This is a genomic window from Bradyrhizobium sp. KZN70725 (assembly GCF_055264925.1).
The window spans coordinates 70,674-85,462 of record NZ_JBUYWT010000004.1 but is presented as its reverse complement, the minus strand read 5'-3'; the positions used below and the strand labels follow the sequence as shown (position 1 = coordinate 85,462).

General features: G+C 64.1%; 13 protein-coding genes. 7 read left to right on the top strand and 6 right to left on the bottom strand.

All coding sequences use genetic code 11. The annotated features are described in order from the left end of the window. Positions 1 to 186: 186 nt before the first annotated feature. The 4 genes from ACZBJS_RS05255 to ACZBJS_RS05240 all read left to right on the top strand — a co-directional run bounded on the left by ACZBJS_RS05255 (position 187) and on the right by ACZBJS_RS05240 (position 2,895). The gene (locus tag ACZBJS_RS05255) at positions 187 to 1,140 is read left to right on the top strand and encodes a metallophosphoesterase family protein (protein ID WP_463438469.1); all 954 of its coding nucleotides are present in this window, start codon (positions 187 to 189) and stop codon (positions 1,138 to 1,140) included. Positions 1,141 to 1,152: 12 nt separating this feature from the next. Then, the gene (locus ACZBJS_RS05250; RefSeq protein WP_229190026.1) at positions 1,153 to 1,476 is read left to right on the top strand and encodes a cupredoxin domain-containing protein; all 324 of its coding nucleotides are present in this window, start codon (positions 1,153 to 1,155) and stop codon (positions 1,474 to 1,476) included. Between the two features lie 94 nt (positions 1,477 to 1,570). Then, positions 1,571 to 2,128 (top strand): sigma-70 family RNA polymerase sigma factor, encoded by a 558-nt coding sequence (locus ACZBJS_RS05245; protein WP_018270594.1) that lies wholly within the window; start codon positions 1,571 to 1,573, stop codon positions 2,126 to 2,128. Continuing rightward, on the top strand, positions 2,125 to 2,895 hold the full coding sequence (locus tag ACZBJS_RS05240) for an anti-sigma factor family protein (protein ID WP_057015688.1): 771 nt from the start codon (positions 2,125 to 2,127) through the stop codon (positions 2,893 to 2,895). Before ACZBJS_RS05245 ends, ACZBJS_RS05240 begins: the two co-directional genes overlap by 4 nt. A gap of 102 nt (positions 2,896 to 2,997) precedes the next feature. Here ACZBJS_RS05240 and hpnO read toward each other — a convergent pair whose 3' ends face one another. Next, the gene (gene hpnO / locus ACZBJS_RS05235) at positions 2,998 to 4,389 is read right to left on the bottom strand and encodes an aminobacteriohopanetriol synthase HpnO (RefSeq protein WP_057015689.1); all 1,392 of its coding nucleotides are present in this window, start codon (positions 4,387 to 4,389) and stop codon (positions 2,998 to 3,000) included. 102 nt (positions 4,390 to 4,491) lie between these two features. On the opposite strand from hpnO, the gene ACZBJS_RS05230 reads away from it, so the two are divergent. Further along, positions 4,492 to 5,121, top strand: coding sequence for a DUF2147 domain-containing protein (locus ACZBJS_RS05230; protein WP_057015690.1), 630 nt, complete (start codon positions 4,492 to 4,494; stop codon positions 5,119 to 5,121). A gap of 86 nt (positions 5,122 to 5,207) precedes the next feature. Here ACZBJS_RS05230 and hpnN read toward each other — a convergent pair whose 3' ends face one another. Continuing rightward, positions 5,208 to 7,820: a hopanoid transporter HpnN gene (gene hpnN, locus ACZBJS_RS05225; RefSeq protein WP_057015691.1), complete on the bottom strand. Its 2,613-nt coding sequence runs from the start codon at positions 7,818 to 7,820 to the stop codon at positions 5,208 to 5,210. 448 nt (positions 7,821 to 8,268) lie between these two features. Between hpnN and ispH the strand changes: the two genes are divergently transcribed. Together ispH and hpnH are read left to right on the top strand one after the other, a co-directional pair. Continuing rightward, the gene (ispH, locus tag ACZBJS_RS05220; RefSeq protein ID WP_076833051.1) at positions 8,269 to 9,195 is read left to right on the top strand and encodes a 4-hydroxy-3-methylbut-2-enyl diphosphate reductase; all 927 of its coding nucleotides are present in this window, start codon (positions 8,269 to 8,271) and stop codon (positions 9,193 to 9,195) included. A gap of 44 nt (positions 9,196 to 9,239) precedes the next feature. After that, complete coding sequence (gene hpnH, locus ACZBJS_RS05215; RefSeq protein WP_028331712.1) at positions 9,240 to 10,400, top strand: adenosyl-hopene transferase HpnH; 1,161 nt, start codon at positions 9,240 to 9,242, stop codon at positions 10,398 to 10,400. 67 nt (positions 10,401 to 10,467) lie between these two features. Here hpnH and ACZBJS_RS05210 read toward each other — a convergent pair whose 3' ends face one another. Genes ACZBJS_RS05210 through ACZBJS_RS05195 form a run of 4 tightly spaced genes read right to left on the bottom strand, consistent with a single transcriptional unit; the run spans position 10,468 to position 14,550 of the window. After that, positions 10,468 to 11,370: a Rossmann-like and DUF2520 domain-containing protein gene (locus tag ACZBJS_RS05210; RefSeq protein ID WP_076833049.1), complete on the bottom strand. Its 903-nt coding sequence runs from the start codon at positions 11,368 to 11,370 to the stop codon at positions 10,468 to 10,470. Beyond that, positions 11,367 to 12,209, bottom strand: coding sequence for a class II aldolase/adducin family protein (locus tag ACZBJS_RS05205; protein WP_253640301.1), 843 nt, complete (start codon positions 12,207 to 12,209; stop codon positions 11,367 to 11,369). Before ACZBJS_RS05205 ends, ACZBJS_RS05210 begins: the two co-directional genes overlap by 4 nt. A gap of 11 nt (positions 12,210 to 12,220) precedes the next feature. Then, positions 12,221 to 13,909, bottom strand: coding sequence for an acyl-CoA dehydrogenase family protein (locus ACZBJS_RS05200; protein ID WP_316394674.1), 1,689 nt, complete (start codon positions 13,907 to 13,909; stop codon positions 12,221 to 12,223). After that, positions 13,906 to 14,550: a TetR/AcrR family transcriptional regulator gene (locus ACZBJS_RS05195; RefSeq protein WP_057015695.1), complete on the bottom strand. Its 645-nt coding sequence runs from the start codon at positions 14,548 to 14,550 to the stop codon at positions 13,906 to 13,908. Before ACZBJS_RS05195 ends, ACZBJS_RS05200 begins: the two co-directional genes overlap by 4 nt. Between the last annotated feature and the right edge of the window lie 239 nt (positions 14,551 to 14,789).

Below are 14,789 nucleotides of genomic sequence, written 5' to 3'. Positions count from 1 at the left end.
TGCGCATCTTGCCCTTGCGTCGAGCTGTCGCGCGGTCCCCTGCGCCCACCGATCATGCAGACCGGCGTCGTACCTCACGAAATCGTCATCCCTGCCCTCGGCCCCGCCAAAGCGTCGGGAATAAAGCCCCGGCCCCGCCGATCATCTCCCCGGAAACCCAATCCCTGGGCCCACGGGAGACTTGCCATGAGCGGACACGATCACGACCATCGCGATGAGGAAAAAGGCGTTAGCCGACGCAAGGTGCTGGAATGCATGACCTGGGCCGGCACCGGCGTGCTGTGGACCGTCACCGGCGGCGTGCCGCATTCGCTCGGCATCGTCGGCTCGGCCGCGGCTGCGGAAGCTGCGCCCGGCATGACCTTCATGCAGATCAGCGACAGCCATGTCGGCTTCGACAAGCCGGCCAACCCGAACGCCATCGGCACGCTGGAAGAGGCCATCAACAAGGTCCGGGCGATGCCGGTCAAGCCGTCCTTCATGATCCACACCGGCGACATCACGCATCTGTCGAAGGCGTCCGAATTCGATGACGCCGATCGCATCATCTCGCAGGCCAAGCTCGACGTGCACTACGTGCCGGGCGAGCACGACTTCATCGACGAGGAGGTCAAGCTCTACAAGGAGCGCTACGGCCGCGGCACCAAGGGTCCGGGCTACTATTCGTTCGATGCCGGCGGCGTGCATTTCATCGGCCTCGTCAACGTCGTCGACCTCAAGGGCGGCGGCCTCGGCAATCTCGGCAACGAGCAGCTCGAATGGCTGGAGAACGACCTCAAGGGCCGCTCGAAGTCGACGCCGATCGTGCTGTTCGCCCACATCCCGCTGTGGACGGTCTATCCGCAATGGGGCTGGGGCACCGAGGACGGCGCCCGCGCGCTGGAATACGTCAAGGACTTCGGCTCGGTCACGGTGCTCAACGGCCACATCCACCAGGTAATGCAGAAGGTCGAGGGCAACGTCACCTTCCACACCGCGCGTTCGACCGCCTTCCCGCAGCCGTCGCCGGGCTCCGCCCCCTCGCCCGGCCCGATGAAGGTGGAGGATGCCAAGCTGCGCAGCATGCTCGGCGTCGCCAGCATCAACTTCAAGCAGAACAGCCAGCCGCTGGCGATCATCGACACGCCGCTGCAAGGCTGAGGGACAAGACCGATGAGTTCGATCAATCGACGCGACTTCGGGATCGCCGTGGTCGCGACCATGCTGCTGCCGGTCACGGCGGCCCGCGCCGAAGATACCGCGGTTCACATCGACAACTTCTCGTTCACCCCGCCCCAGCTCGAGGTGAAGGCCGGCACGACAGTGACCTGGACCAACCGCGACGACATCCCGCACACCGTGGTGTGCGCGGGCAAATTCCGCTCCAAGACCATGGATACCGACGGCACCTTCTCGTTCACCTTCACGGAGCCCGGCGAGTACAAGTATTTCTGCTCGCTGCATCCGCACATGACAGGCAGTGTCAAGGTTGGGTAACGTGACAACCCATACAATCACAACCATGCCCGGCCGGTGGCCCTCCGCCCCCGGCCGGGCACGCGCCGTCTCTCGACATGCCGGACAGGACACGATGGTTGTCAACGCGTCGCAAGACGATCCCGAAAAGGCGCGGCGCTTCCGCGAGGCCGCGCTGCCGTACCTTGACGACGCCTATACGCTGGCCCGCTATCTGCTGCGCGACGCCGCCGACGCCGAGGATGCGGTGCAGGAATGCTATCTGCGCGCCTACAAGCATTTCGACAGCTACCGCGGACCTGCGATGAAGCCGTGGCTGTTCGCGATCCTGCGCAATGTCTGCCGGGCCGAATATGCAAGGCGCAAGACCGCCCCGACCGCGGTCGAGGAGTTGCCCGAAGGCGGCGAGCAGACCCCGCTGTGGAATGAAGCCCCGGAGACCCCGGAAAAGCAGCTGCTGCGCCGCTTCGACGGCGAAACCGTGCGCAAGCTGGTCGCGGCGCTTGCCGAGCCGTTCCGCGAGACCTTCGTGCTCAGGGAAATCCAGAATCTTTCATACCGCGAGATCGCCGATGTCGCCGCCGTGCCGGTCGGCACCGTGATGTCCCGCCTCGCGCGTGCCCGAGCCATGCTGCGATCGGCCTGGCTTGCGGAACAGGAGCAAGCGAAATGACCTGCGAGGAAGCCGAAGTGCTGATCCACGCGCTGATCGACGGCGAACTCGACGCCGGCCATGCGCGCGAAGTGGAAGTCCATGTCGAGGGGTGCGCGCATTGTGCCGCGCTCATGAAGGAGTATCAGGAGATCCGCCAGGCGATCGCCGAGAGCGATTTGCGCTACAAGGCGCCGCTCGAGCTGCGCCGCAAGATCGAGAAGTCACTGCCGCAACCGCAAGCGCAGGCGGCGCCGACCCGGCGCTCGGTGCTGCGCGGCTTCGCGCTGGGCTCCGCGGTGTCGGCGATGGCAGCGACCGGCCTTGTCGCGATCGTGCTGCGCAACGATGACGAGCAGCGCATCGAGAACGAGGTGGTGTCGGCGCATCTGCGTTCGCTGCAGGCCGGCCACCTCACCGACGTGATCTCGACGGATCAGCATACGGTCAAGCCCTGGTTCAACGGCAAGCTTGACGTCTCGCCGCCGGTGATCGATCTCACCGCGCAGGGCTTTACCCTGATCGGCGGCCGGCTCGACTACGTCAACGCCCGCGAGATCGGCGCCGTGGTCTACAAGCGGCGCCAGCACGTCATCAACCTGTTCGTGGCGCAGACAGCGAACACCGAACGCAAGGCGGCGAAGATCTCGACACTGCAGGGCTTCAACATCCGCCGCTGGAGCGACCGCGGCCTGAACTACTGGGCGGTCAGCGATCTCGGCGCCGACGAGCTCTCCGAGTTCGGCGACAAGTTCGAGGGCGCAATGCGCGCCAACAAGGAGGGGTGAAATCTTGTAGCCCGGATGGAGCGAAGCGCAATCCGGGAACGGTCTTGCCAGTTGCGAGAATCCCGGATTTCGCTTCGCTCCATCCGGGCTACAGGTTCGAAACTACGCCGACTTGCGCACCGCGTTGTCGACCAGCGTCTTGCCGAGCGACCAGATCGCGCCGGGCACCTTGTGGCTGCCGGCGATCACGTCGTCGAACGACTTCTCGATCCAGGTGCAGTCCTCTTCGGTGATCATGAGCGGCGGCAGCAGCTTGATGGTGTGGAGGCCGTGGCCCGCGACCTGGGTCAGGATCTTGTGATCCTTGAACAGCGGCACCGTGATCAGCTGGCAGAACAGGCCCTTGTTGGCGGTCTCCAGCAGATTCCACGACGCCTTGAGCCGCAGCGATTTCGGCGGACCGAACTCGACGCCGATCATCAGGCCTTTGCCGCGAACTTCCTTCATCAGTTCATAGCCAGGCACCATGCGCGTCAGCGCAAGACGGAGCTCGGCGCCGCGCTTGGCGGCGTTCTCGACGAGCTTCTCGGCCTTGATGACGTCGAGCGTGGCAATGCCGGCGGCCATCGCGAGATCGTTCTTGGCGAAGGTCGAGCCATGCACGACCGCGCGGTCCATCTGGTTGAAGATCTTGTCGAAGATGTTCTTGCGCGTCAGCAGCGCGCCGATCGGCACGTGACCGCCGGACAGCGCCTTCGCCAGCAGCACCATGTCGGGCTCGATGCCCCAATGCTCGATCGCGAGGAATTTTCCGGTGCGGCCGATGCCGGTCTGGATCTCGTCGGCGATGAACAGCGTGCCGTATTTGCGGCACAGCGCCAGCGCGCCGGGCAGGAACTCGTCGGTGGGCATGTTGACGCCCTTGCCCTGGATCGGCTCGACGATGAAGGCGCCGACCTGGCGCGACGACAGCGCCTTCTCCAGCGCTTCGAGATCGTTGAAGGGAATCGGAGTGCAGCCCGGCAGCAGCGGCTCGAATCCGCCGCGGAAATTCGAATCATCCGTCAGCGACAGCGCGCCGTAGGACAGGCCGTGGAACGAATGCCCGCAATAGACGATACCGGGGCGGCCGGTCGCGCCACGCGCGAATTTGATCGCGGCTTCGACGGTTTCGGCGCCGGAATTGGCGAAAAACACCTTGTCCAGATATGGAACATGTTCCAGAAGACGTTCAGCGAGCACGCCGGCGAGCGTCGAGACATCGAGCTGCACGAGATTGGGCAGATCGGCGTCGAGCACGCTCTTCAGCGCCTGGCGCAGGGCCGGATGATTGCGGCCAATCGCAAAAACGCCAAATCCGCTCAATAGATCAAGGTAACGAGCCCCCTGACGATCGAAGAGGTATTGGCCTTGCCCCTTCTGGAAGCCGACGTCGTAGCCGATGGTCTTGAGAACGCGAACGAGCTGCTCGTTGAGGTGACGCGTGTGCATGGCACCGCGCTGCCCCTCGCGCTCCACAAAAATCTCGGAAACGTCTAAATTGGAACTTACCATTCGTTACATACGTCGGTTGATGGCCATCTCGTCAACTTAAAACGCTCGCTAGCGGCGTTTTGACCCCCGCTCGGATCGTCCAGTCAAGCACAGGTTTGGACCATGTTGCACTGCCCAAGAACTTTCGCGCGTACAATAGCCTTTTCAGGTTTATTTTTGGCCACCGTATTATCACCGGCACTTGCAGCGGACCCGACCGGCGACTGGAAGGTCGCTGACGGTGTCGCCACCATCCGCGTCGCCCAGTGTAATGGCAACATGTGGGGTGCGGTGTCTTGGGAAAAAACCCCAGGCGGCAAGGATAAGAACAATCCTGATCCTGCGAAGCAGAGCAGGCCGACGCTGGGCATGCCGATCCTGATCGACATGAAGAAGAAGGCCGGCGCGGATGCGTGGGAAGGTCAGGTCTACAACGCCAAGGACGGACAGCTCTACAGCTCGACCATCAAGCCCGTCGGCACCGATCAGCTCGAGATCCAGGGCTGCGTGCTCGGCTTCTTGTGCGGCGGCGAGACCTGGACCCGCGTCGGTCCGCCGATTCCGGTGAGCGCCGCCGGCAGCCCGGCGGCGAAGGGCACCCAGCCCAAGTCAACAGCACCGCAGAAAACCACCGGTGCCGTGGCGCCGGCCACCAAGCCGGGGCAAAAGCAGGCCCCGGGCAATGCCAATGCGCAGGCTGACGCCGTGGGCGATATCTGCCTGCTCCCCGACATCGCGCGACCGACGCATTAGCGGAAACCTGCGGGAACACCGTCCGCTGACATCGCGGCTCGGCGGCGCCTGCCGCCAAGCCGGTTCGACAGCGAATCGCCAACGCGTCAGGTGACGTCGTTGGCGATGTCCTCCTCCTTGACCTCGCGCGGCTTGCCCATCAGCGCCGGCTGGAACAGCAACACCGCCGCGAGCGTGGTGACCAGCGAGAGCGCCAGCAGCTTGCCCATGCTGGCGGTGCCGGGATGGCTCGACAGCCACAGGCTGCCGAACGCGGTCGCCGTGGTCAGCGCGCTGAAAAAGATCGCGCGTGTCAGGCTCGACTGCAGCAGATTCGTCCTGCCCTGGCGCCACGCCGTGACATAGTAGATCTTGAACGCCACGCCGACGCCGAGCAGCAGCGGCAGCGCGACGATGTTGGCGAAGTTGAGCGGCAGCCCGATCAAGACGCAAATCTCCAGCGTGACGATGCCGGCGACGAGGAGCGGCACCAGCGTCATCAGCACGTCGACGACGCGGCGCAGCGTGAGCCACAGCAGCAGGCTGATCGTGACCAGCGCCAGAATGCCGGCGTGGATGAACGCCTTCACGATGACGTCGCCCGACTTCAGGATCGAGACCGGTCCGCCGATCGCGGTCGGCTCGGCGGCGAGCACGGCGTCGGCAAAGCGGCGCAGATTGTCGTTGTCGTTCGGATCGCCCTTCGGCTCCACCTCGACACGCATCAGGCCGTCCTTGGTCTTCCAGCTGGCGACGAGTTCCGGCGGCAGGTTCTGCAGCGTGACGGTCTGGGCCTGCAGCGTATTGCGGAGCTGATCGAACACGATCTTCATCGGCGCGACGAATACGTCCTGCGCCTTGTCGCGGGTCGCCTCATTCGCATCGGCGAGCTTCTGCAGCGCGTCGGCGAGCCGGCGCGCGGCCAGCGCACCCGGCCCCTTGCCGTCGCCCGCGGTCTTGCGCAGGCCGTCGACCGAGCTCTTCAGCGACTCGACATTCTCCTGATCCGACGGCGCCGGATCGACCGAATCCGGGTTGAGCGCGGGGCCGAGCGTCTTGGCCGCCTGCGCGATCAGCTTCAGCTTGGCCGGCTGGTCGTCGGGCACGAAGCTGTCGAGCGACATCACGCGCGACACTTCCGGCAGCTTCTCGAGCTTGGCCTCGATCTTCTTGGCGTCGGCTTCCGAGCGCGTCATCACATTGATGGCATTGGCGCCGGTGTTCGGATCCTTCCTCAGGTCGAGGAAGGTCGCGATCGATTCCACCTTGGAATTGCGCAGATTGATCGGGTTGAAGTCGAACTTCATGTAATGGAGCAGCGGCAGGCCCGCGACCGTGACCAGCAGCGTGCCGACGATGATCGGAACGCGATGCTTCTCCAGGAAGTTATCGAGCGGCGCCAGGAAGGCGTAGCCGACCGGCTCCTTCTCGCCGGGCGGATTGAGCAGATCGAGCAGCGCCGGCAGCACCGTGATGCTGGTGACGAACGCCACCAGCATGCCGGCGCCGGCGATCTTGCCGAGCTCCGAGATGCCCTTGTAGTCGGTCGGCAGGAAGCAGAGGAAACCGGCAGCGGTCGCCATCGCGGCGAGCGACAACGGCACCGCCGAGCGGCGCGCCGCGTTTTCCAGCGCCAGCGTCAGATTGTCGTTCTTGAAGCGCTCGGAGCGGTAGCGGACGCTGAACTGGATGCCGAAGTCGACCCCGAGGCCGATGAACAGCACGGCGAAGGCAATCGAGAGCAGGTTCAGCGAGCCGACCATCATCAGGCCGACCGCCGTGGTGATGGCAAGCCCGATGAACAGGTTCACGAACACGGCGAAGATGATCTTGCCGGAATGCAGCGCCATCCAGAGGATGACCAGCACGATCACCACGGTGCCGATGCCGTTGGTGATCGCGCCGTCCTGCACGGTGGCGTATTCCTCGTTGGCGATCGGCACCGGTCCGGTCAGGCGAACGCGCGCGTGATATTCAGTCGGGAATTTCAGATCGGCCGCCGCCTGGCGGATCGCATCGGTCGCGGCCTTGCCCGGCTCCAGCGCCGAATAGTCGATGATCGGCTTGATCTCGATGAAGGCGCGCTTGTCCGAATCGGTCAGCGGCTTGTCGCTGGTGAGCTCGCGCCACGAGAAGGTCGCGTTGCCCTTGGCGAGGACGGTCTCGACCGTCTCGGAGATCAGGTTGAAGGGCGGCGCGGCATTGTCGAGCTTGACCTGCCCGCGCTTGACGCCGGCAAGGCCGGTCTCGAGCGCGCCGGTCAGGCCGCGTATCGAGGGATCGCCGGCCATGATCTCGATCAACGGTGCAGCCGATTCGAGCTGGCCCGCGACCTTGCCGACCTCTTCGGTCGGCAGGAACAAGAGGCCATTCTTCTCGAAGAATTCGCCGGAGCCGAGCGCGGTGATCGCTTCGAAGTTCTTCTTATCGGCCTGCAGCTTCGCGGTGAGCGCCTTCGCGGCCGAGCTGGTCAGCTCCGGCGTCGCTGCCTCGACCACCGCCAGGATCAGCCGCTCGCGATCAAATGCTTCCTCGAACTGGTTGTCGCGCTTGCGCCAATCGAGATCCGGCGAGATCAGCTTGTTGATGTCGGTGTTGATCGAGAAGTTGCGGGCCGTGTAGAAGCCGGCGCCGATCGACAACAGGACAGAGATAATCACAACCGGAAGGGCAAAACGCGTACAGGTTCTAACAACGGAGACGACAATATTTGTCAGCACTTCGTTTCTTTCTAATCTCGGGGAAGCATGGCCGAAAACGCCCGCTCTGTAGCGGAGTTCCCGGGACCGATCTAATGTTGTTTTGGTTATCTTCCTCGACGGGACGGCGAGGAGGTTCCAAACCACAAGAACGGCCACGAATGGCCGGTATAAACCGCATCAGTGGGCGATAAAGTGACGAACGAGTGAGGGAGACGGACGGTCGCAGGGGTCGAAATCCACACCATATTACCTCTAACCCCTCGTCCGTGACCACGTCCCCATCGAACCGCTACCTTTTTGCCACAAATCGCTGTATTTCCATGCGCTTGGGGCGCAGATCCCGTCCAGGAACTGTGATGGCTCGGACATTGCAACTGACGTTGCGACGTCCGACCTGTGGAGTGCGTTGCCGAAAAGGCCGCAGGGCTTTGAACGAGATTGGTGCAATTTGCGTAACGGACGTCAGATGGAAGTGTTTCTTGCTCAGCCGCGCGGCTTTTGCGCGGGCGTTGTGCGCGCGATCGAGATCGTCGAACGCGCGCTCGAGAAGTATGGGCCGCCGGTCTATGTCCGCCACGAGATCGTGCATAACAAACACGTCGTCGAGAGCCTGAAGAAGAAGGGCGCGATCTTCGTCGAGGACCTCTCGGAAGTGCCGGCCAAGGCGGTGACCGTCTTCAGTGCCCATGGCGTTGCTAGGAGCGTCGAGGAGGAGGCGGAAGCCCGCGATCTGCCGGTGCTCAATGCCACCTGCCCGCTCGTCACCAAGGTCCACAACCAGGGCAAGCGCTATATCTCGAAGGGCCGCGCCCTGATCCTGATCGGGCACGCCGGCCATCCCGAGGTCGAGGGAACCATGGGCCAGGTTCCGGGGCCGGTCCTGCTGGTCCAGAGTGTCCAGGACGTGGCGGAACTGAGGCTGCCGAGCGATACGCCGGTCGCCTACATCACCCAGACCACCCTGTCCGTGGACGACACCAGGGACATTATCGCGGCCCTTCAGGCAAAATTTACAGATATTCAAGGCCCGGATATCAGGGATATCTGCTATGCGACACAGAACCGCCAATCTGCGGTAAGGGACCTCAGCAAACTGGTTGACGTCATTTTGGTGGTGGGGGCCGCCAACAGTTCCAACTCGAACAGGCTTCGTGAAATCGGCACCGAGGTCGGCGTCGCGAGTTATCTCATTGCCGATGGGAGCGAACTCAATCCGGATTGGCTCAAGGATGCGAAGGCCGTCGGCATTACCGCGGGCGCTTCTGCGCCCGAAGTTTTGGTCGACGATGTGATCGAGGCTCTGCGGCGGATCGGACCGGTGTCGGTCTCGGTCGTTCCGGGCCGAGAAGAGAATATCGAATTCCGGCTGCCAGCCGAACTGACTGCGGGCTGATCTGAACCCACATCCCTTTGATAAGTGCAGAAAGAAATCGTCTAATGGCTATACCGTTCTTCAAGGAAATGCGGATCGGCGGTTATCTGATCAAGCAGAAGCTGCTTGGCCGCAAACGCTATCCGCTCGTGCTGATGCTGGAACCTTTGTTCCGTTGCAACCTCGCCTGCGTCGGCTGCGGCAAGATCGACTATCCCGATGCGATCCTCAATCGCCGCATGACGGCGCAGGAATGCTGGGATGCGGCCGATGAGTGCGGCGCGCCGATGGTGGCGATCCCCGGCGGCGAGCCGCTGATCCACAAGGAAATCGGCGAGATCGTGCGCGGCCTCGTGGCCCGCAAGAAGTTCGTCTCGCTGTGCACCAATGCGCTGCTGCTCGAGAAGAAGCTCGATCTGTTCGAGCCGTCGCCCTATTTGTTCTTCTCGGTGCATCTCGACGGCCTGAAGGATCATCACGACAAGGCGGTGTCGCAGAAGGGCGTGTTCGATCGCGCCGTCTCGGCGATCAAGGCGGCGAAGGCGCGCGGCTTCACGGTCAACGTCAATGCCACAATCTTTGATGGTCATCCGGCCGAGGAGATCGCCAAGTTCCTCGATTTCACCACCGAGCTCGGCGTCGGCGTCTCGATGTCGCCGGGTTACGCCTATGAGCGTGCGCCCGACCAGGAGCACTTCCTCAACCGCACCAAGACCAAGAAGCTGTTCCGCGACGTCTTTGCGCTCGGCAAGGGCAAGAAGTGGAATTTCATGCATTCCGGCCTGTTCCTCGACTTCCTCGCCGGCAACCAGGAATACGAGTGCACGCCCTGGGGCATGCCGGCGCGCAACATCTTCGGCTGGCAGAAGCCCTGCTATCTGCTCGGTGAAGGCTACGCCAAGACCTTCAAGGAGCTGATGGACACCACCGACTGGGACACCTACGGCACCGGCAAGTACGAGAAGTGCGCCGACTGTATGGCCCATTGCGGCTATGAGCCGACCGCGGCGACCGCCGCGATCAACAATCCGCTGAAGGCGATGTGGGTTGCGCTGCGCGGCATCAGGACATCGGGCCCGATGGCGCCCGAGATCGACATGTCGAAGCAGCGTCCGGCGCAGTACATCTTCGCCGAGCAGGTGCAGAAGAAGCTCTCGGAGATCCGCCGCGACGAGGCTGCGGCCGCCGCCGCCAAGCAGCAAGCGAAGGCCTCGACCGCCGCCTGACGCGCGATGTGAGCGAAAGCAGAAACATGAAAGCCCCGGTTCAGCGAACCGGGGCTTTTTCTTTGGATCAGGATGCCGCATGCTCTTCCGATCTCGTGCGCAGAAGCAATCTCTCGATCTCTGCCGCGCGCGGTGCACTGAGTGTGCCGCGCTCGATCCCGAGCGGGACGTTGCGCAGGGCGAGCTCGCGATACAGCGCGCCGGAGGGAGGAAAGCGCTCATCCAGCGCCCGGAGATGCTTGAGGATCGTTCCGACGTCGCCGCGCGCCACGCAGCCGCCCATGCCGTTGGCGAGGCCACCGTCGAGAACAGCCGCGACCGTCCCCCGCAGCAGCGGCATCATCGCGCGCAACGCGTCGGCCTCGCTGGCGCCAAAGCTCTTCCAGAGCTCGACGCCCTCCTTGAGCAGCGCGATCAGGAACGGACCGACGTAATAGGCCGACGCATGATAGAGCGCCCGCGCACCGGCCGGCAGCGCGAGCGGTTCACACCCGATGCGGGTCGCAAGCAATTCCAGGTCACGCCTGAAGTCGCCCTCTGCCTCGATGCCGACGGTGCATCCGCGCAACCCCTCGAGCGCGACGTCGGGATTGGCAAACATCTGCATCGGATGAAATCCGCCGGTCGCGGCGCCTGCGGATTTCGCATGATCGAGGGCGGCCAGTTCGGTCGCGCCGCTGCAATGAACCACGCGGTGACGCGGCTCCCAGCGCAAGTCGCGGCAGACCGGCAGGATCGCGTCGTCGCTCACGGTCAGGAAAACCATGTCGCAGCGGTCGACGACCTGCTGCGCATCCGTCATCGGCCGCGCCGACGGGATGCGGGATCCGAGCCGCTGCGCGGCATCGGCACCGCGGTTGTAGAACGCCGCGACGTTCAGCCCCGCGCAGGCGAAGGCCGGCGCGAGCGTCTGCGCCACGCGGCCGGCGCCGATGAAGCCGATCCGCAACGCCGCCAGCGCCGTGCTCATTGCGCGTAGCTCCCGTCGATGCGGTCGAGCCTGCGCCGTAGCGCCGGCCATTCCAGCAGGCCGTACCCGGCTTGCAGATTTTGCGCCGCTTCATTCAGCACCGGATTGGTGTCGCGCTCATTGTCCAGCGTGATCTCGGTGCCGGCAAAACAGGTCACCGTGTTGCCGATCGCCATCTCGGTCGGCGCATGCAGCGGCCGGCCACAGCCGAGCGCGTCGACCTGGATCCGGCAGGCCTGCTCCAGCCAGTAGATCGCGTTGAACGCCTGCGGAATCGTGTTGCCGCACACCAGGAGGCCATGATTGCGCAACACCAGCAAATTGTTGCGACCGAGATCAGCGACGACCCGGTCGCATTCCTCCCGATCGATCGCCGGCCCCTCGAAATCGTGATAGCCGATCCGACCGTGAAACCGCATCGCCGTCTGCGACAGCGGCAACAGCCCTTCGGCAAGCGTGCTGACGGCGGTGCCTGCCCTGGTGTGGGTATGCAGGACGCACTTCACGTCGGGTCGCGCGCGATGGATCGGGGCATGCAGATAGAAGCCGGCCACGTTGACGTTGTAGCCATGGTCGGGCTGCAGCAGGGTCCGGCCCTCGATGTCGATCTTGACGAGGCTCGACGCGGTGATCTCCTCGTACAGCATGCCATAGGGATTGATCAGATACTGATCGTGATGCCCCGGGACCTGTGCACTGATGTGGTTGTAGATCAGGTCGGTCATTCCGTAGAGCGCGACCAGGCGGTAGCACGCCGCAAGGTCGACGCGGGTTGCCCACTCCTCGTCTCCGACGACGGCCCTGACATCGCTGACGGCACAAACTTCGGTCTGACGCATGACTTGGACCCTCAGTGATGGATGACGGAGGCACGTTCGACGATGGCGCCAAGACCTTCCGTCGATGGAAGCCCGCCGAATACCTGCATCCCGTCCGCGCCAAGCCTGGATTTCACGAACAGTTCGGCGGCCGCGGCGTCGCCATGCTTCAGCATCTCGGCGGCCTGCAGCGCATGCGCCATGCGGGTGACGAGTGCTCTCGCATGCCCGTCGTCCGGGTATCGAGCACGCAAGCGATCGGCGAGATCGTCCGTGCTTCGGTCATAGACCGGATTGAGGCCCCTGCTCGCACGCAACTCGTCGACGAATGCGTCCCGGCAATTCGCATCGCGTTGTATGGCGCGCAAAACGTCCATGCACATCATGTTCGAGGTACCTTCCCAGATCGAATTCAACGGCGCCTCGCGATAGAGCCGGGCCATCGGATTCTCCATGATGAAGCCGTTGCCGCCATGCACCTGCAGGCATTCATAGGTGAAGGCCGGCGCGCGCTGGCAGTTCCAGAACTTCATCACGGGTGTCGCGACCCGCGCCAGCAATCGCTCGTGTTCGCTTGTCTGCAGGCCGTCGGTCGCGCGCGCGACCCGAAACGCGCCGAGCATCGCCGCCTCGCTCTCGAGCGCGAGGTCGGCGAGCACGTTGCGCTGCATCGGAAGCTCGGACATCGGCTTGCCGAACGCCGTTCGCGTTTGCGCGTGGTTGAGGGCGAGGCTCAGCGCCTGGCGCATCAGCCCGGCGGAGCCGACCGCGAAATCCAGCCGCGTCAGATGGGCATGCGAAAGGATTTCCGCGATGCCGCGGCCCTCTTCGCCAACCAGGATCGACCACGTATCGTGGTACTCGATCTCGCTCGACGCGTTCGACCGGTTGCCGCACTTGTCCTTCAGACGCTGAATGTGGATGCGGTTGGCACTGCCATCGGGCAGCAGGCGCGGCACGAACAGGCAGCTGACGCCGGACTGGGTGCGCGCCAGCGTGTAGAATCCGTCGGCCACCGGCACCGAGAAGAACCATTTGTGGCCGGTGAGCGCATAGATCTCGCCATGCGCGCCGCGCTCGACAAAGCGCGCGGTGGTCTGGGTCTCACGCAGATCGGAGCCGCCCTGCTTTTCGGTCATGGCGTAACCGATGACCGCGGAGCGCTTGGCCTCGATCGGAAGCCGCCGCGGATCGTAGTCCGCCGCCAGCGTTCGCTCCCGCCACAAATTGAATTGCGGCTTGCCGGAGAACCCGGCGATCGCGGCGTACGCCATCCCGGTGGGGCAACCGACGCCGTTCTCGATCTGGTTCCAGAGATAGCTCAGCGCCGCACGCGCCAGATGGCCGTGTGGTTCGCGCGTCGACCAGGCGAGGCTATGCACCTCGCTCCGGAACGCCAGCGCCATCAATTGATGCCAGGCCGGATGAAATTCGACCCAATCATTGCGGTTGCCATACCGGTCATGGGTCAGGAGCTTCGGTTCGTGCTCGTTGGCCAGCCGTGCCGCCTCCTGCACGGATTCGCTGCCGGCATGAGCTCCGAGCGCGGAAAGCTTGTCTTTCGCCCACGGCGCGATCGTCGCGATCAGGCCACTCAGCGCGCGGTCGTCATCGAACGCATTGAAGCCGAGCGCCGGCCGCGCCTGATTGCGTACTTCATGGGTCGCAAACGGAGCGGCTTTCGCTTCAGCGACGGCAACCGGCTGGACGCGCGCGTTCATGCGGAGACTCGCGATACAGGGATGAGTTCAGGCGTGGCGTGGCGAAACAGCATGCGCGCGGAAAGCCCTGCGATCGACTGTGCGATCGCCTTCGCCGCGTCGGAATCGGGGGCCGCTTCGGGCGCAAGGGGACCGACCAGCGCCTCCATGAAGGCGCCGGTCACGCAGGATGCCGCGACGTTCGCGTCGATCTCGACGAACTCACCGCCGGCGATACCGCGCCGAACCAGCCTTGCGATCTGATCGGCCAGGGCCGCCCGGTATTTCAGGCGCGCCGCGTCGATCTCGGGTTCACAGGGTTCGGCGATCAACGCGTACGCCAGGCGGCGGCCGCGCATCGCCCGGACCGCGAAAGTGTAGATCGCGTCGACCAGGCACTGGGACGCCGAGCCTTCCGCCTCGACGATCGCGGCGACGACAGCCACCTCGCGCTCGGACACCAGGGCGAGCACCTGCGCGTACAGGTCCGCCTTGGAGTCGAAGTAGCGATACACGCTGCCCGTGGCCACGCCGGCCCGTGAGGCGATCAGGGCGATCTGGGCGTCCTTCCAGCCACTCAGCGCCACGGCCTCCCTGGCGGCATCGAGAATACGCGCTTTGGTTTCGACCAGTTGGTTGAGGCGAACGGCAGCGATTGCCATAGTGAACCTTAATTCATGAATAAAGGATCATAGTTCATTCTCGGATGAATAGCCGTAGCTGTCAAGCATTGACCCAGCGCGGTCCGCGCAGGGCCCCTTCCCGGGGCGCCGGCGCGCTGCTGGCAAGTCGTCATAGGCTGACCGCGCGACCCGCCGGCCCGAGGGACACGGATATGCGGGGTCTCTCACCGCACAGCCGACGCGCAAGTCCCGCTGACCGCGTGGAACCGGAACAGCGT